General features: G+C 66.1%; 13 protein-coding genes. 2 read left to right on the top strand and 11 right to left on the bottom strand.

Going from position 1 to position 15,817, the window contains the following annotated elements; genetic code table 11:
- Window positions 1-83 precede the first annotated feature (83 nt).
- The 10 genes from ACU18_RS15245 to ACU18_RS15200 all read right to left on the bottom strand — a co-directional run bounded on the left by ACU18_RS15245 (window position 84) and on the right by ACU18_RS15200 (window position 12,264).
- Window positions 84-1,676: a glycoside hydrolase family 68 protein gene (locus ACU18_RS15245; RefSeq protein ID WP_050686882.1), complete on the bottom strand. Its 1,593-nt coding sequence runs from the start codon at window positions 1,674-1,676 to the stop codon at window positions 84-86.
- A gap of 363 nt (window positions 1,677-2,039) precedes the next feature.
- The gene (locus tag ACU18_RS15240; RefSeq protein ID WP_050686880.1) at window positions 2,040-2,915 is read right to left on the bottom strand and encodes a serine hydrolase domain-containing protein; all 876 of its coding nucleotides are present in this window, start codon (window positions 2,913-2,915) and stop codon (window positions 2,040-2,042) included.
- 20 nt (window positions 2,916-2,935) lie between these two features.
- The gene (locus ACU18_RS15235) at window positions 2,936-4,015 is read right to left on the bottom strand and encodes a LacI family DNA-binding transcriptional regulator (RefSeq protein ID WP_082178362.1); all 1,080 of its coding nucleotides are present in this window, start codon (window positions 4,013-4,015) and stop codon (window positions 2,936-2,938) included.
- Window positions 4,016-4,053: 38 nt separating this feature from the next.
- Window positions 4,054-4,956: a carbohydrate ABC transporter permease gene (locus ACU18_RS15230; RefSeq protein ID WP_050686877.1), complete on the bottom strand. Its 903-nt coding sequence runs from the start codon at window positions 4,954-4,956 to the stop codon at window positions 4,054-4,056.
- On the bottom strand, window positions 4,956-5,834 hold the full coding sequence (locus tag ACU18_RS15225) for a carbohydrate ABC transporter permease (protein ID WP_050686875.1): 879 nt from the start codon (window positions 5,832-5,834) through the stop codon (window positions 4,956-4,958). Before ACU18_RS15225 ends, ACU18_RS15230 begins: the two co-directional genes overlap by 1 nt.
- 46 nt (window positions 5,835-5,880) lie before the next feature.
- Window positions 5,881-7,218: an ABC transporter substrate-binding protein gene (locus ACU18_RS15220; RefSeq protein WP_050686874.1), complete on the bottom strand. Its 1,338-nt coding sequence runs from the start codon at window positions 7,216-7,218 to the stop codon at window positions 5,881-5,883.
- A 50-nt stretch (window positions 7,219-7,268) separates the two neighbouring features.
- Window positions 7,269-8,705, bottom strand: coding sequence for a GH32 C-terminal domain-containing protein (locus ACU18_RS15215; RefSeq protein WP_050686872.1), 1,437 nt, complete (start codon window positions 8,703-8,705; stop codon window positions 7,269-7,271).
- 272 nt (window positions 8,706-8,977) lie between these two features.
- On the bottom strand, window positions 8,978-10,183 hold the full coding sequence (locus tag ACU18_RS15210; RefSeq protein WP_050686870.1) for an FAD-dependent monooxygenase: 1,206 nt from the start codon (window positions 10,181-10,183) through the stop codon (window positions 8,978-8,980).
- Between the two features lie 63 nt (window positions 10,184-10,246).
- A complete protein-coding gene (locus ACU18_RS15205) occupies window positions 10,247-10,702 on the bottom strand; it encodes a GNAT family N-acetyltransferase (protein ID WP_050686868.1) in 456 nt (151 codons plus the stop codon).
- Window positions 10,703-10,740: 38 nt separating this feature from the next.
- Window positions 10,741-12,264, bottom strand: coding sequence for a SulP family inorganic anion transporter (locus ACU18_RS15200; RefSeq protein ID WP_050686866.1), 1,524 nt, complete (start codon window positions 12,262-12,264; stop codon window positions 10,741-10,743).
- Between the two features lie 159 nt (window positions 12,265-12,423).
- Here ACU18_RS15200 and ACU18_RS15195 point away from each other — a divergent pair, with 159 nt between their 5' ends.
- Both ACU18_RS15195 and mptB read left to right on the top strand, forming a co-directional pair.
- A complete protein-coding gene (locus ACU18_RS15195) occupies window positions 12,424-12,804 on the top strand; it encodes a MerR family transcriptional regulator (protein ID WP_050686864.1) in 381 nt (126 codons plus the stop codon).
- 179 nt (window positions 12,805-12,983) lie between these two features.
- The gene (gene mptB, locus ACU18_RS15190) at window positions 12,984-14,576 is read left to right on the top strand and encodes a polyprenol phosphomannose-dependent alpha 1,6 mannosyltransferase MptB (RefSeq protein ID WP_050686862.1); all 1,593 of its coding nucleotides are present in this window, start codon (window positions 12,984-12,986) and stop codon (window positions 14,574-14,576) included.
- 3 nt (window positions 14,577-14,579) lie between these two features.
- Here the strand turns inward: mptB and ACU18_RS15185 are convergent, their stop codons facing one another.
- The gene (locus ACU18_RS15185; RefSeq protein ID WP_197273597.1) at window positions 14,580-15,800 is read right to left on the bottom strand and encodes a glycosyltransferase 87 family protein; all 1,221 of its coding nucleotides are present in this window, start codon (window positions 15,798-15,800) and stop codon (window positions 14,580-14,582) included.
- Window positions 15,801-15,817 lie beyond the last annotated feature (17 nt).

Raw genomic sequence — 15,817 nt, 5'->3', positions numbered from 1 at the left:
AAAGGAGCGGGGCCGCCTTGAGGGGGTCCCCGCTCCTTCCGGTGTGCGGGCCGGTGCGTCAGGCAGCAGTCCGCCGGGCAGGCTTACTTGTAGAGGCCCTTGCCGCCGACTTTGAGGTTGGTGGGCAGGTAGCCGAAGGGACCCAGGCCGTTTTTGCCGAAGCTGCGGTCCACTTGTGAGACGCCGTCACGGAAGTTGATCTTGACGGTGGGGGAGAGGGACCCGCCCCGCACGCCGTTGACGTTGTCGATGAACGACTGCACCAGGCCGCCGGGCTGGACGTAGTGCGAGTACGCCTGGAACTGCCGGCCGTTCTGGTTGGGCGTGGGAGCCTCGGGGGATTCCGACGGAAGGTTCAGGTCCGTGGGGGAGCCAAGCGCCAGGCCGCTGTTGTTCATTGGCTGGTAGTCGGAGCGGATGCCGTTGCCCACGAAGCCGTACACGCCGTCGGGGCCGCGCATTCCGGCTGCGTACGTGAACTGGTGGCTGATGGTGAAGAGGTAGTACTTGTTTTTCCCGCCTTCATTCTGGATGAAGATCTGGGGGCGCTCAGTCTGGTCGTTCACGCAGTTGGCGGACAGGATGGGCGGCAGGAACGACCACTTGGTGAGGTCCTTGTTATCCGCCACGGCCAGGCCCACATTGGCGGTCTGGAAGTAGGCGCCGGCGCTGTTGACTTCAGCCACCGATTCGGCCTGCGCGTCACCTGGGCGGTAGCCCAGGTCTTCAGCCTTGCACTTGTAGTCGCCGCGGGTGCCGCCGGTGTTTCCTTCGAACACCATAAACGTCTTGCCGGGGTGCGCCGGGTCGGCGAAGGTGTACGGGTCACGGAACGCGAAGCCGGGGTTCTGCGCCTTGTTCTGGTACATCTTGCCGTCCGGTTCCAGCAGCTTGGTGTGTTCAAAGCCGTCGAACGTGACGCCGTTCTTGTCGGCGTGAATTTTGCCCAGCGCCTTCGCGATCGCCGCATCCGGGGCGATGCCGCCGCCGCCCGCGTTGCGCTCGGCCACGTCGTAGAACGTGGTGGCGGTGTAGAAGACGTTGACCTGGTTGCCCTGCATCAGGCGGGTGGAGCCCGACCATTCGGTGTTGCCGATCGACGCGCCGTCAGCGAAGACGTGGCCGCCGTAGTTCCACTTTTCTGCCGGGTCGGCATTGGTTTTGCGGAAGAAGTACCCGATCCGGGCGTTCCAGTGGCGCTGGTCGAAACCGTACCCGGCGTGCCGGTCGGCCACCAGCGAGAAAATGACGTCCCAGCCCTTGTAGCTGATCTGGTTGGCGTTCTCGTCGGTCAGCGACCAGGTGTCCCACACCCAGACGTCGTCGTTCATGGTGGGGAAATCCTCGGGGATTTCCGGCATGGTCACGTCAGGGCTCATGGAGTTCACGCCGGGGGCAACCGCGGGGTCGCTTTGCGCCATGATCTGCTTGGCGTCGGCACGGGTCCACTTGGAGGTGAAGTCCGACGCCGGGTCGAACGCCTGCTGGGAATGCCCGGTGGGGAGGGGGAAGCCCGGCGCCGGGGCCGGCATCTGCTGGCTTGCCGGCGGGTCTGACGGCTCGTTGGCCTGGGCGGCCGGTACGGCGAGGAACGTGGTGACGGCGAAGGCCGCCACCAGTGTCGCTGCGGCTGACCGTTTCCGGAGCCGGTGGGGTTTGTTGGGGTGCGTAAGCATGATGCTCTTCTCGGGGGTTTGTTGCCATGGGTGGAAGAAAGGGCTGGTGCCCGGTTCCAGAACTCCGGCATCCCCAAGACAAAGAGCTGCCGCCGGGACGCCTTCGTTGTGGGGTGAAGGGTCGTTGTGCCCTTCGCAGAGGCGGCTGGGGAATCCCTGTGCTGCGCCTGTCAACACCCTAGGCACAGTTGCGGAAGGGGTTCAAACCTCTTTACCCGGCGGAATTCCGGCGTTAGCGATCACAAAATGTAAGCGCTTGCATTAAGAATCCTGCGCGCGTTGCATGAGCCGCCGTAAGGAGTCAAATATGTCAGGCATCTCCGGAAATTGGGGTCCGGACGGTCCGTTGCGGGTGGCGCAGGCTCAGCCGCCGAGCGCCTGCGCCGCGATCTCCGCTAGCCTGTGGTCCCGGGTTTCCTCGTGTGCGGTAATGGTGATGACGGCGTTCCGGGCTGCGTCCACGATGACGTACTGGCCGTACTTGCCGTCCAGCCGCCAGCTGCCGCCGGGGCCGTCCCAGACGGCCAGGCCGTACCGCTGGTAGGGCGGTCCGCCGCCGGTGTCCACCCAGTGGGAATGCATCCGTTCGATCCACGCGGAGCTGACCAGGTGGCGTCCGTCCCACCGGCCGCCGTCGCGGAGCAGCCGGGCGATCCGCGCGAGTTCTTCCGTGCGCAGTTCCAGTCCGGAACCGCCGACGATCCACCCCTTCGGACAGCGGTGCCACTGGGGATTGTGGATGCCCAGCGGGTCAAACAGCCGCGGCTGGAGCCAGTCGCGGACATCGCCCACCACGGCGCCGAGCAGGCGCATTGCCACGTAGGTGCTGGCATCCGAGTACTGGAAGGCGGTTCCGGTTCCGGTGGCCGGCCTGCGCAGCATTTCCTGGCCGAGGTCCGGCCAGGGAGCGGGCTCGTGACCGAACCACGCGAAATCGATGCCGCTGGTCATTGTCAGCAGGTGCCCCACGGTGACGTGTTCGACGCCGGGCCCCAGGACCATGCCCGGCAGCAGTTCCGGCACCCGGGAATCCAGGGTCAGGAGGCCGCCGTCGACCGCCATGCCCACGGCCAGCGCGCACACTCCTTTTGACGCCGAGTAGATATTGACCCGGTCATCACTGCGCCACCGGTGCTGTGCCGCGTGGTCACCCACCAGGACGTGGACGCCGTAGGCACCCAGGCCTTCCGCGTCCACGGCGGCCACAACGGAGCCGAGGACTGCGGCGGCGGTTGGCATCTGGCTGGTCTCCTGTCCGGTCAGGCGTGGGCCTGCGCCCGCACCGAAGTGCGTTCCACCGGTGGGCAGTGGATCCTGGTCGGTGCCTCGGCCGGAGCTTCGTCGATGCCCAGCAGGATCCGCACGCCGGCGGCCCCCAGCTCGTAGTGGGGAAGGGACACCGTGGACAGCGGCGGGCGCAGGTGCGCGGCGATCACTTCCTGGTTGTCGAAACCAACCACTGCCATGTCGTCGGGGATGGACAGGCCGCGTTCGCGCAGCCCGTCATAGAGGCCCATGGCCATACGGTCGTTGTAGCAGTACACGGCCGTGGCGCCCCGTGCCAGGAGCCCGGCCGTGGCGCGGTAGCCGCCCTCCTGGTCCGGGTAGGCCTCCAGCACCAGCTCGGGATCGAACGGGATGCCCGCAGCCGCCAGGGCATCGCGGTATCCCTTCAGCCGGCCGTCCTTGGCCGGAGCCGGGATGGTGGCGTTGATAAAGGCGATCCGGCGGTGGCCGTGGCCCACCAGGATGTCCGTGGCTGAGCGGCCGCCCTGCTCCTCGTCGGGGACCACCGCACGTGTGCCGGGTTCCTCCGAGAAGCAGTTGACCAGCACAAACTCCGCTTCGCGGAGCGATTCCGGGATGCTGGTGGCCCTGTGGAACCAGGTGGAGTAGAGGATGCCGCGCACCTTGTACTCAAGCATCATGGCGATTGCGTCCTGCTCAAGCTCGGTGTTGCCTTCGGTGTTGGCGATCAGCAACGCGTACCCGTGCTTCCAGGCCTCATCCTGGGCGCCGTGGATGATCTGGCCGGCGAACGGGGTGGTGGCGACGCCGTCCGCCACCAGGCCGATGAAGCGTGAGGTGCCGCTGACCAGGTTCTTGGCCATCGCGTTGGGGCGGTAGCCGAGCGCCCGGATGGCGTCCTTCACGCGCTGGCGGGTTTCTTCCGCGATCCGAGCCCCTTTTTTTCTGTTCACCACCAGGGAGACGGTGGCGGTGGAGACCCCGGCGGCCTCCGCGACTTCCCGGAGGGTTGCGGGGTGGCTGCGTTCCGGCGGCTGGACCGGGCGCGGCAAGGGGGCCGGCTCACCGGAACTTTTCGTCTCTGAAATCATCTGCCCTCCGTCAGGAGTATATCCGTCAGTTGTGGGACTCATCCCTTGTTCGCCCCGCTCTCCAGGCCCTGGATCATGGCCTTGTTCAGGACCAGGAACACCAGCAGCAGGGGGGTGATGGTGACGCAGACGGCGGCAAAGGTGGCAGTCCAGTCGACTTTGCCCATGGCCCCGATGTAGTTCTGCAGCCCCAGCGGAATGGTCTTGAGGTCCTCGGACAGGACAAAGGTGTTGGCGAAGATGAAGTCGTTCCAGATGAAGATGCTGTTGACCAGCACCACGGTGACCACAGTGTTTACGGACAGCGGCAGCGTGATGAGCCCGAAGATCCGGTACGGGCCGGCGCCGTCCAGGGACGCGGCCTCATAGGTTTCGCGGGGGATGTATTCGAAGAATGAGGAGAAGAGGTAGATGGACATGGGCAGGGAGAACCCGGCGAGCGGGATGATCATGGACTGGTAGGTGTCCAGCAGGTTCACGGCGGAGTAGTCGATGAACAGCGGCACCAGGGCAATCTGGACCGGGACGATGATTCCGACCATAAAGAGGCCCCGGATGATCCTGCTGTGCCGAAAACCGAGGACCTGGAGGGCGTAGGCGGCCATCATGCCGAACAGGACAATCAGGATGTTGGCGCCCATGGTGACAATGAAGCTGTTCAGGATGTTCCTGCCCAGGTCCCCTGTCTCGAATGCCCTGGCGTAGTTCTCCCAGGTCAGCGAGCTTGGCAAGGCGAACGGATCCCCGGAGGCCAAGTCCTGTTCGGTGCGCAGGCTGGTCAGGAACAGCCAGGCGAGGGGGTACACCTGGACGATGACGATGAGCATGATCAGCACGCGGGACAGGGTGCGGGAAAGGCTCGGTTTGCGGCGCCGGCGCACGGCGACGGGGCTGGGCGGCCGGATGGTGGGTGGGGCGGCCGGGCTGGTCTGGGCGATCATTAGTCTGCCTTCCGCTTGAGCAGGAAAAGGATGAGGCCGACGGCGACGAGGCACTCGATCACGATGAAGACGGAGATGGTGCTGGCATAGCCGAAGTCGGTGCTGGTGAACGCCGTTTTGTACATGTAGGTGGTCAACAGCTCGGAGGATTGGCCGGGCCCGCCGTTGGTCATCAGGTAAGGGATGTCGAAGCCGCGGAGCCCGTACGTGGTTGCCATGATGGTGGTGGTGATCCAGACGGGCCGGATGTACGGGAACCGGATTTTGGTGAACAGGGTCCACTTCGAGGCGCCGTCCAGGACGGCCGCTTCCTCGAGTTCCTTGGGGACGGCGATCAGCGCGGCGTAGATGATGAGCATGTACAGCCCGGTGAAGCGCCAACCCTCCGGTGCGGAGACGGCGGCCAGGACGGTGTTGACGTCCGAGAGCCAGGGCCGCTCCAGGCTGCCGAGCCCGATCCAGTGCAGCAGCTGGTTCAGCAGCCCCACGGGGTCGATCGAGTAGATCCGGACAAACAGGAAGGCGATGGCGACGGTGGAGATCACGGCGGGAAGCAGGTAGAGCGTTTTGATGAGCTCCCGGCCCCGTCGCAGGGACGTGAGCAGGCTGGCCACCACCAGGGCCCCGCCCAGCTGCAGGACCAGGCAGATGGCCAGGTAGACCAGGGCGTTGAGGAAAGCGCGCCAGAAGATATCGTCGGCGACGAACATCCGGACGTAGTTGTCCAGGCCAACGAATTCCATGTCGCTGATGCCGTTCCAGGAGAAGAAGCTCAGGAACAGGGACTGGAGGATGGGAAAAAGGACGGCTGCGCAGTAGAGCAGCAGGGGCGGGAGCAGGAAGACGAGGACCGAGGTCCGTGACCTGTTGGGAAGCATGGCGCGCCTTTCGGACGGGGGACCAAATGATCCCCCGCCGCTGTGGTTACTTGAAGAACTTGGGGGCGTTCTGCCCGATTGCCTTGTCCATGGTTTCGGTGAACTGGGCGGGGGTGATGTCGCCCTGGACCAGGAGGACGAGTTCCTGCTGCAGCCTGCCGTTGGTGGTGGGGTCCAGCTGGGTGTCCCACGGCATGGCCTGCTTGGCGCCGAGGTTGTTGGCCTGCTCCAGCGCTTTTTTGTACAGCGGGGTGGCGTTGGCGGGAACGGCGGTTTCGACGTCGGTGGTGGGCGACAGTGCGCCGGTGGCGGCGTATTCGGCGGGGTACTTCTGCAGTGCGAATTTCAGGAAGTCGCTTACCAGCGGATCGTAGGTCTTGGTGTTCACGGCCATGCCGATGCCGGAGGGGGAGACGAACTCGTTGGCCGCCGTCGCCGATCCGCTGGTGGTGGGCAGGGTGAAGAAGTCGATGTCGTCGCGGACTGCCGGGTTCAGCTTGTCCGTGGCGAGGCTGGGCAGCTCCCAGGTTCCGATGTTGTACATCGCCGCCTCACCGTTGGTGAACAGGTTCTGCGCGTCGGAGTAGCCCTGGGCGGAGAAGCCCTCCTGGAAGCAGTCCGCCTTGCCCAGGTCTGCCATCCAGTTGACGGTTTTCTGTCCGGCTGCATCCGCAAAGGCGGCGTCGCCCTTCTTCAGCTGCTGGACGAAGTCCGGTCCGGCTTCCCGGAACGGCTGGTACGCCACATAGCGCTCCAGCGGCCACTGGTCCTGGCCGTCAATGGCGATCGGGGTGATCCCCGCGCTGCGCAACGCGGTGCACATGGCCGGAATATCGTCCAGCGAGGTGGGCACGGAGACGCCCGCCTTTTGCAGCAGTGCCTTGTTGTACCAGATAAATTCGAGCTCGAACTGGAACGGAATCATAAAGAGGGAGCCGTCGTCGAACCGCTGGTAGTCCAGGGCGCCGGAGCGGTAGCTGTCGTAGAGGTCCAATGACTTCAGCAGCTTTTCGGCGTCGACCATCTTGCCCTGCCTGGCCAGCTGCTGGGCGAAGGGGGTGGCGTCGGTGTCGAACAATTCCGGGAGTTTGTTGGCTGCGGCCAGGGTTTCCAGTTTCTGGATGTAGGACGGCCGGTCCGGGGTGGTGATGAGGTTCAGCTCGAACCCCGGGTGGTCCTTGGCGTAGTCATCGGCGAGCTTCTTCATGATGTTGATGACGGCGCCATCGGCGGGCCGGGACAGCAGCCACGATATTTCGCGCGGTTTGATCTCACCGGTGGGCGCTACGTTGGCGGGGTCGGCGGAACTGCCGCCACCCCCGCAGGCAGTCAGGGCCAGGGCGGTGGCGGCTGCGACGGCGGCAGCGCGGAACAGTTTCTTCATTGCGGCAATCTCCCTTGATTGGAACGGAGGATGGGTTGGGATGCGGGTCTTCAGTTGTTGGTGCGCCGGCGCACTTCAAAGTCGGTGACGGTGACGGAACCTTCGCCGGCAAACACGCCGATCCGTCCTGTGGGCAGGTCGTAGATCCTGGTGCTCAGGGCCACCTGGCCGTCCACGGTGGCCACGCAGAGGTCGCCATCAACAACCACCTCCAGGGTGTGGAGTCCGGCACTGAGCCTGCAGGGTCGCTCCAGTTCCAGCGCGAAGGGCACGTCGCCCGAGACCTGCCATTGGGCGTCGCCGGTGCGGGTCCGCGGCCACCGGTCAAAGACCAGCCGGCCACGCTTCGGTTCCAGGCGCAGGACGTAGGAGTGGTCGCCGTCCGCGCCGGCCCGCAGCAGGAGGCCGCATTCGGTGGTGCCCGCAGCGATGTCCAGGACCGCCTTCGCGTAGAACTGGGCGGGCAGGTCCTGGTCCGAAACGAGCGCCTCGTAGCCGTCCGGTACGTCGAGCCGGGCTGGCAGCGCGCGGTCGAAAGTTACGGGGACCTCGTCCCAGAAGCTTTCCACCACCTCGTCGGCGAGGCCGAATCCCAGCGTCCCGTCGACGTTCTGGCGCATCTCCAGGACGGCCATGGTGCCCGCCCACTGCCAGGGTCCGGCGTCGTGGTTTCCTTCCTTGCTGGCGATCCAGCCGAAAAGGAATCGCCGGCCGTCCCGGGCCGCCGATTTTGAGGCGTAGAACGCGCGGCCGTCGATGCTGTCCTGCTCCGGCACGGTCCACGGACCGTCGGGGCTGGTGGCCATCCGGTACCGGGTGGTGAAGCTTTCGGAGAATTCGGAGTAAACCATGTACCACCAGCCGCCCCAGGCAAACACGTCGGGGCATTCGTGGGTGATGTAGCGGCGCGGGTCCCAGAACGGTTCGGTGTGCCGCCACGTGAGCAGGTCGTCGGAGACGCACTGGGCGATGACGCCGCGGCGGCGCCCGGGGCCGGACCCGTGCCGTGCTGCCAGCAGCATCCGCCACCGACCCTGGCTGCCGTCGCGGAATATAAAGGGATCGCGCCAGTCGCCGGGTTCATAGCCGGCAGGTGCCCCGAACGTCAGCTCCGGGTGCTTGACCCAGGTCTGCATTCCGTCAGTGCTGGTGGCGTGCATGGCCAGCTGCAGCGGCAGGCCGTCCGGTCCCAGGTTGTCCGGGTTCTGCCCGGTGTAAAAGACGTGGTGGACTCCCGCATCGTCCAGCACGATGCTGCCGGTGTAGGCATTGAAGTCCAGGTCCGTGCTGCTGCCATGGGGGAGCGATACGCCGTGGTCCTGGAACTGCGTAAGGTCCTTGGTGGTGACCAGGTGCCAGGCCGTCCCGGGCTTGGGATCGGTGCGGACCTCGTGAAGGTAAAAGAGCCAGAATTCGCCGTCCTTCTCGAACGGGATAAGGTCTCCCACCCATCCATCGGCGGGCTGGAAAAAGACTGGATGATTCATCGGCGCTGACGTCCATTCTGCTAAAGCGTTTGATCACTCAAAGGCTAGCGCCGGGCCCACGTTTGATCAAGCGTTTTAGCAAATTTCTTTTGGGCCCTGAAGCCGGGCTGATTAAACGCTTGATCAAGACGCTGTCTGCGCAGCCGGGATCGGAGCCGCCACCCTCTCCTGGAACCGCCGTCCGGGAGTTCGCTCGGGGCTGGTGGTGTGGTGCGGGCGTGCTCGTTTACGGCCGGGCGCTGCTGCGGCAGGGCGGGCTGGCAGGGCCGCGGTCAGACTTCCAAGTGGCTGTAGTCCGGCAGCTCGATCTTGTCCGCAGGAGGCGTAAAGAGCCGGCTGCCCACCCTGCCTGCGAACGGAGTCGCGGCAATCTTCAGGGCCAGGCCAAACACGGCAATGCCCAGCCGGCTTTTTGGGTTGGCGGCGCGTGGCGTGCCCGGCGGCAACTGCTGCGCCTGATTCACGTACGGGCGCATGATCCGTTCGTACCCGGCGAACGCGTCCAGGTGGTGGCGGTGTGCTGCAAGTTCGCCCGCGAGGACGTAGGCCCCGGTGATCGCCAGGCTTGTCCCCATTCCGCTGACCGGTGAGGCGCAGTACGCCGCATCACCCAGCAAGGCCACCCGTCCGTTCGACCACCGTGGGGCGAGCACCTGGCCGACTGATTCAAAATACAGGTCATCGGCGTCGTCAAGCGCGGCAAGGATACGCCCCGTTTCCCAGCCGGCGTCGCCGAACTGCGCACGCAGCCTGGCTCGCTGCTGCTCCAGGGTGCGGGAGCCGGCTTCCCGGCGGCCCTTGTCGGTAATGCGGTTCAGGGTGGCGCGGATGGTGCCTTGGCTGTCAGGCCGTAAGGTGACGGACCGCCCGCCGGGGGCGTTGTACCAGCGCCACCAGTCGTCGTCGGCGGCTGTCCGCGGGATGGTGGCGTAGGTGATCTCCAGGCCCAGGGGGCGGATTTCGGCTTCGTCCCCGAACGCCAGCTGCCGGGTGCCGGAGCCGATGCCGTCAGCCGCGACCACCAGGTCGAATCGTTCGTCGGGGGAGTTTTCGAAGCTGACCGTGACGCCATCACCGTCGTCCCGGATGCCGGTGATGCTGTCGCGGAAGCGGTAGTCAGTGTTGGGTTGGGTGCAGTCGACGAGGATTTCCGCCAGGTCGCCGCGCAGGATTTCCAGTTCCGCCGTGGCGCCCCCTGAATCTGAGGTTCCGGCCGGGAACTCCGCCACTGTTTGCCCCCCGGGGCCCAGGAACCGCGTGCCCACTTCCCCGGTGGTTGCGGCCCGGATGCTGTCCTCGAGGCCCATGCGCCGCGAGACTTCCCGGCCGGCCCCGCGGACGTCGACGTTTTGCCCGCCCCGCCGCAGTTCCGGGGCGCGCTCCACAACTGTGGGCTCGAAGCCATACCGGTGCAGCCAAAACGCCAGCGCGGGTCCGGCAATGCTTGCTCCGGCGATCAGGACTCGTGGTCCGGGCATGATTCCTCGATTTTCAGGGGGAGGGGGGCGTGCGCGAATTGGATGAAGGCACGTGGACCGGAATCAATAAAGCGTATTCTTCGGCGGGTGCGCCACGAGGAACACATCCACGGCGTCCTCGCGCTCAAGTTCAAAACCGTGGCGCTCGTAGAGCCGCCGGGCCGGGCTGCCCTGCAGGACGTTGAGCCGGAACGGCCGGCCATCGGCGTGTGATTCCATCACGGCGGCCAGGACCGCGCCGCCCAGGCCCTTGCCCTGCTGGTCGGGGGCAAGGTAAAAATGCTCAACCCACAGCCCGTCGGGTTCGGGGCGGACGGCGATGGCACCCACGCCGGTTCCGTCCGCCTCGATCACGAAGGTGTGGCCGGGCACAAAGCCGGCCAGGAACCTTTGCCGCACCCGCACGGGATCGAACCGGCCCAGCCGCTCAAGGTCGGGGCGGAGCACCACGGCGCGGAGCCCGGCGATCCAGTCGGCATCGGCGGGACGGCTGGGGCGGAGGGACCAGTCCGGAAGCATACGGCCATTCAACCGCAACGGACCGGCATGGCCGAAACTCAGTTGAGCTTCCCGGCCAGCCGCTCCCGCATGGTGACGCTGGCGGAGTTCAGCCCGATCAGTTCCACCTCGCGGCCGTGCCGCCTGTATTTCTCGGTGACGGCATCAAGGACGGCGATGGTGGAGGCGTCCCACAGGTGGGAGGCGTGCAGGTCCACCACCACGCGGGCGATGTCCGGCGATGCGTCCAGGGCGTAGTCGAACTGTGTGTAGAGGTCGTTGGAGGAGGCGAAGAACAGCTCTCCGTCCACCGTGTAGGTGGCCACATTTTCGCCGTTGAGTTCCAGGACCGTCCGGTCGACAGTCACAAAGTGCGCCACCCGCCGGGCAAACATGGCCATGGCGGCGAGGACCCCTGCGCCCACGCCGATGGCGAGGTTGTGGGTGGCCACCACTACGGCCACGGTGATGACCATCACGGCGGTCTCCGACTTCGGCATCCGGCGCAGGGTCCGCGGCGCAATGGAGTGCCAGTCGAAGGTGATGGCGGAAATGAAGACCATCACGGCCACCAGCGCAGCCATCGGGATCAGCCCCACCACGTCGCCCAGGACCACCACCAGGACCAGCAGGAAGACGCCGGCCAGGAAGGTGGAGACCCGGCTCCTGGCCCCGGAGCCCTTCACGTTGATCATGGTCTGCCCAATGACGGCGCAGCCGCCCATCCCGCCGAAGAAGCCGGTGACGATGTTGGCCACACCCTGGCCCCAGGACTCCCGGGTCTTGTTGGACCGGGTGTCCGTGATGTCATCCACCAGCTTGGCGGTCATCAGGGATTCCAGCAGCCCCACCAGTGCCATGGACAACGCGAAGGGGGCGATGATCTGGAACGTTTCCCCGGTCAGGGGCACGTTGGGAACAAACAGGGACGGCAGGCTCTCCGGCAGCTGCCCCTTGTCCTGCACCGTGGGGACATCGACGCCGGCCACTACGGCGAAGAGGGTGAGTACCACGATGGCCGCCAATGGCGAGGGGACCGCCGTGGTGATCCGGGGCAGGCCCACCACGATCAGCAGGCCAGCCGCCACCAGCGGGTAAACCATCCACGGCACCCCGAAAAGCTCCGGCAGCTGTGCCATGAACACCAGGATGGCCAGCGCATTAACAAACCCCACCATCACCGAGCGGGGGATGAAGCGCATGAGTTTGGTGACCCCGGCGACGGCCAGCAGGATCTGGAAAACGCCGGCCAGGATCACTGCGGCAATCAGGTAATCGAGCCCGTGGCTGCGCATCAGCGGTGCGATCACCAGCGCCACCGCCCCGGTGGCAGCGGAAATCATTGCCGGGCGGCCGCCCACAAACGAAATGGTCACCGCCATGGTGAAGGACGCGAACAGGCCAATGCGCGGATCAACGCCGGCGATCACCGAAAACGCGATGGCCTCCGGGATCAGCGCCAGGGCCACCACCAGCCCGGCCAGGGCCTCCGTCTTCAGCCGGCGGGGCAAGCGCAGCGTGGCGCGGACTGATTGCAGCTGATGCGGCGGGACCGTTGCCTGCGTGGTGGTTGGCGCGGCCATTACTGGCTCCGTTCGGAATCGGGATGGGCTGGCGGGCGGCGGCCGGTCACCGGCGATGCCGGGAAGGGGCGGTTGTGCGCCGGGGTGGCCTGTACGGCCGGAAGCTAAACCCTACCCTAACGTAATGGTAGGGTTTAGGCCGAATGTAAGGAGCAGAAGATGGACACCATGCACATCGGCGAGCTGGCCGAACGGACGGGCCTGTCCCTGCGCACCATCCGCCACTACGACGAGGTGGGCCTGCTGCCGGCCGCAGCCCGCACCGATGGCGGCTTCCGGGTCTACACCGAGGATGACTTCGGCCGGCTGATGGTGATCCGCCAGATGAAGCCGCTGGGCTTTTCGCTGGAGGAGATGGCGGACATGCTGGCCCTCCTGAAGCCCGACGGCGGCACCGCCGGCGGGGAAGCGGCCACCGGCGGTGCCGCCGCGGAAAAGCTGGCCGGCTACCTGGGGAAGGCCATCCACGAGCGGGAAAAGATGGTGCGGAACCTCGCCCAGGCCGACGAACTGATCGAACGGCTCCGCTCCGGGGCCTGAACCGGCGTGGGGCCGCCGCGCTGGCCCGGCCGGCATCGCTGCACGTGTTGCCGAATTGTGCCTTTCCACAGCGGCCCCCCCGGGCCGCGGCAGGGAGCCTGCTGGTAAAATGGCCGGGTTGCGGAGGGCCGTAATGCGCGTCCACCCAGCGCCGTAACGAAGTAGGGGACCAACACAATATGACGGCAGGCGGGTCACACCTCGGGACTTCGGAGAGCACGGCGGGCGCACCTGCCGCCGCCTCCGCACCCGTAAAGCGCCGCGCCTACGTTGCCACCCTTGAAGGGTTCGTCGGCGCCCTGATGATGTTCGTAGGCTCCATCGGCACCGGCTGGATCGCCAACGGCTCGCCCATGATCCGCCAACCCGTGGTCATCGCCCTCCGCACCGAAGGCTGGGGCGTCACCGTATCCACCGTGCTGCTCACGGTGGGGGCCATGCTGCTGATCCGCTCCTGGCTGCGGCTGGGGCAGCGGCTGGGGGACTGGGGTACCCGGTCCCTGCGGTCAGTGGTGATCGCCATTTCGGCGTGGTCCTTGCCGCTGCTTTTCTGCGTGCCCGTGTTTTCCCGGGATGTCTATGCCTACACGGGGCAGGGGCGGCTGGTTATGGAAGGCCAGGACCCCTACGAGGTGGGCATTTCCACCCTCAACAACTGGTTCGCGCTCGGCGCGGACCCGGCCTGGGCCGAAAACCGCACTCCCTACGGGCCCTACTTCCTCTGGCTTGCCCGCGGCGTGGTGGGACTGACCGGAGCCCAGCCTGACATCTCGGTCCTGCTGTTCCGGTTGCTGGCCGGCGTCGGGGTGGTCCTGTGCGTGATCTACGTGCCCAAACTGGCGGAGCTGCACGGCATCAACGGCGCCCGCGCCCTGTGGATCTCCGTGGCCAACCCGTTGTTCCTCATCAGTTTCATTGCCAGCGCCCACAACGATGCCCTGATGGTTGGCCTGGCCGTGGCCGGGGTCTACTTCGCGGCCACGCGCCGCTACATCCTGGGCATATTGCTGGTCACCGCATCCATCGGCATCAAGCCCGTCACCATCCTGCTGCTGCCGTTCATCGGCGTGATGTGGGCCGGGCCCGGCGCCACCTGGCTGCGGAAATTCCTGATCTGGGGAGCCACGGCAGGCATCAGCTTCGGTGTGCTGGCCCTCAGCGGGATCCCCTACAACCTGGGCATGGGCTGGACCTGGGCCATCCTGGACTCAACGCCCGGCTACACCGGCTATTCGCCGTCGGGCTTCCTGGGCCAGCAGGTGGAGTTCCTGGGCAACGTCCTGGGACTGCCCGGCGGGACCTTCGCCGACCTGCTCCGGACCGGAATGAAGTGGGCTGCCATCGGCCTGGTCCTGCTGCTGATGTTCCGCGGCGACTACTCCCGGGCGGTGCGCCGGATGGCCCTGGCGTTTGCCGCCGTCGTGATGCTTTCACCCATCATCCAGCCCTGGTACATCCTCTGGTTCGTGCCGCTGCTGGCCGTCACGGGGATCCGGGACGACTGGCAGATCAGGTCCCTCTACGTGGGGGTGACCTTCTTTGTGGTGTTCGGCGCGCAGGACCAGCTGTCCGTCTGGTCATTTGTGGAGCTGCCCATCGATGCCTCGTCACTGGCGTTTGTGACGGCGCTGGCCTTCACGTTCTACCTGTTGTTCCTTGATGTCCACACCAGGACGCTGCTGATCGATGGCAGGCCGCTGGACCTGGCCAAACGCGCGTGGCAGTGGCTGCTGGCCAAACGGACCAGGCTGCAGCGCACCGGCACGCCTTAGCGTTCAGGCTCCGGCCGGGACTGTGGCAGGCCTGCGGCCCAGCTCAGCGGTCCGCTGCACGGACCACCAGAGGAGCACCACCAGCAGTACGTTCCGGGTGGTGAGGACGGCAGCCATGACCGGGTGGGCATGGATCAGCGGCGTGTAAAACAGTGGATAAATGACAAACGTGGTCATCGCGATGCCCATCAGCAGCGCCGCGGGGACCTTCCAGCGGTCCCAGTCGTGCGCCAGGCCGGCCACAATCACCGGTGCCAGCCAGATGATGAACTGCGGCGAGCCCACCTTGTTGAACACGATGAACGCGGTGACCATCATCAGGGCACCTTCGAGGACCAGCTCCTCCCGCTCGGCGCCGCGGTTCAGGGCCCGGACCAGCAGGACGGCGGCGGCCACGGCCGCCAGGATCAGCAGCGGCTGCATCAGGAACGCAGCGACGCTGGCCCCGGGGCCGTACACCTCCGTGGAGTTGATGGCCGTATTGTCCGCCATCCTTGATCCTGCGATGTTGAAGACGCTCAGCCAGACCCAGGGTGTGGAGAACGTCGCCTCAAGCTGCATGCCGCGCTCGCCCTGGTTGGTGAGGAAGTCCAGGATGTGCGGCAGGCCGCCGGAAAGCCAGGTCCCCACGGCCACGACGGCCGTCACTGCCACACCGGACAGGAGCACCTGGATCCGCTGCCGGCTGGCGATCACAAACGGCACCAGCACGGCGGCCGGCCACACTTTGATCCACGTGGCGATGCTCAGCAGGAGCCCGGCCACCACGGGGCGTTCGGCCGCGTACAGCAACGCCACCAGCACAATCGGGGCTGTGATGCCCTCCACCCGGGCAAAGCTGAGGTAGCCCATGAAAACGGTGAAGAATAGCCACCACCAGGCCGGCGCAATCCCGGATTCCGACCGCCGGCCGCGGGTCAGGAACCACAGGCCCGCAGCGTTCAGCGCCGTAATGATCAGGGTCCAGACCAGCAGGTACAGGCCGGGGCCGGCGATGTTGGCGAGGAAGATCGGAATCTGCGCCAGGACCGGATAGACCCAGGGGCTGATTTTGCCCTCCAGGTCCGCCGGGTTGTAGCCGTCCATGGCCCACTGGCGGTACTGCTCAGTGTCGCTGAACGTGCCACCGCCAAGGAAGAAGGATGCCATCCAGCCCAGGAAGTAGAGGTGCACGACGGCGAATCCCCACCACACGCTGGCAGGGGTGGCGAACCAGCCCACCACGTTCGCCGGGAGGAGCC

Origin of the sequence: Arthrobacter sp. ZBG10 (assembly GCF_001238605.1) — a bacterium.
In the GTDB taxonomy this organism is placed as follows: Bacteria; Actinomycetota; Actinomycetes; order Actinomycetales; family Micrococcaceae; genus Arthrobacter.
This window is presented reverse-complemented; position numbering and strand designations above follow the sequence as displayed.

Bases quoted from the DNA above. Each gene is read 5' to 3' on its own strand.
- ACU18_RS15245 (WP_050686882.1), bottom strand. From the start codon at position 1,676: ATGCTTACGCACCCCAACAAACCCCACCGGCTCCGGAAACGGTCAGCC.
- ACU18_RS15240 (WP_050686880.1), bottom strand. From the start codon at position 2,915: ATGCCAACCGCCGCCGCAGTCCTCGGCTCCGTTGTGGCCGCCGTGGAC.
- ACU18_RS15235 (WP_082178362.1), bottom strand. From the start codon at position 4,015: ATGATTTCAGAGACGAAAAGTTCCGGTGAGCCGGCCCCCTTGCCGCGC.
- ACU18_RS15230 (WP_050686877.1), bottom strand. From the start codon at position 4,956: ATGATCGCCCAGACCAGCCCGGCCGCCCCACCCACCATCCGGCCGCCC.
- ACU18_RS15225 (WP_050686875.1), bottom strand. From the start codon at position 5,834: ATGCTTCCCAACAGGTCACGGACCTCGGTCCTCGTCTTCCTGCTCCCG.
- ACU18_RS15220 (WP_050686874.1), bottom strand. From the start codon at position 7,218: ATGAAGAAACTGTTCCGCGCTGCCGCCGTCGCAGCCGCCACCGCCCTG.
- ACU18_RS15215 (WP_050686872.1), bottom strand. From the start codon at position 8,705: ATGAATCATCCAGTCTTTTTCCAGCCCGCCGATGGATGGGTGGGAGAC.
- ACU18_RS15210 (WP_050686870.1), bottom strand. From the start codon at position 10,183: ATGCCCGGACCACGAGTCCTGATCGCCGGAGCAAGCATTGCCGGACCC.
- ACU18_RS15205 (WP_050686868.1), bottom strand. From the start codon at position 10,702: ATGCTTCCGGACTGGTCCCTCCGCCCCAGCCGTCCCGCCGATGCCGAC.
- ACU18_RS15200 (WP_050686866.1), bottom strand. From the start codon at position 12,264: ATGGCCGCGCCAACCACCACGCAGGCAACGGTCCCGCCGCATCAGCTG.
- ACU18_RS15195 (WP_050686864.1), top strand. From the start codon at position 12,424: ATGGACACCATGCACATCGGCGAGCTGGCCGAACGGACGGGCCTGTCC.
- mptB (WP_050686862.1), top strand. From the start codon at position 12,984: ATGACGGCAGGCGGGTCACACCTCGGGACTTCGGAGAGCACGGCGGGC.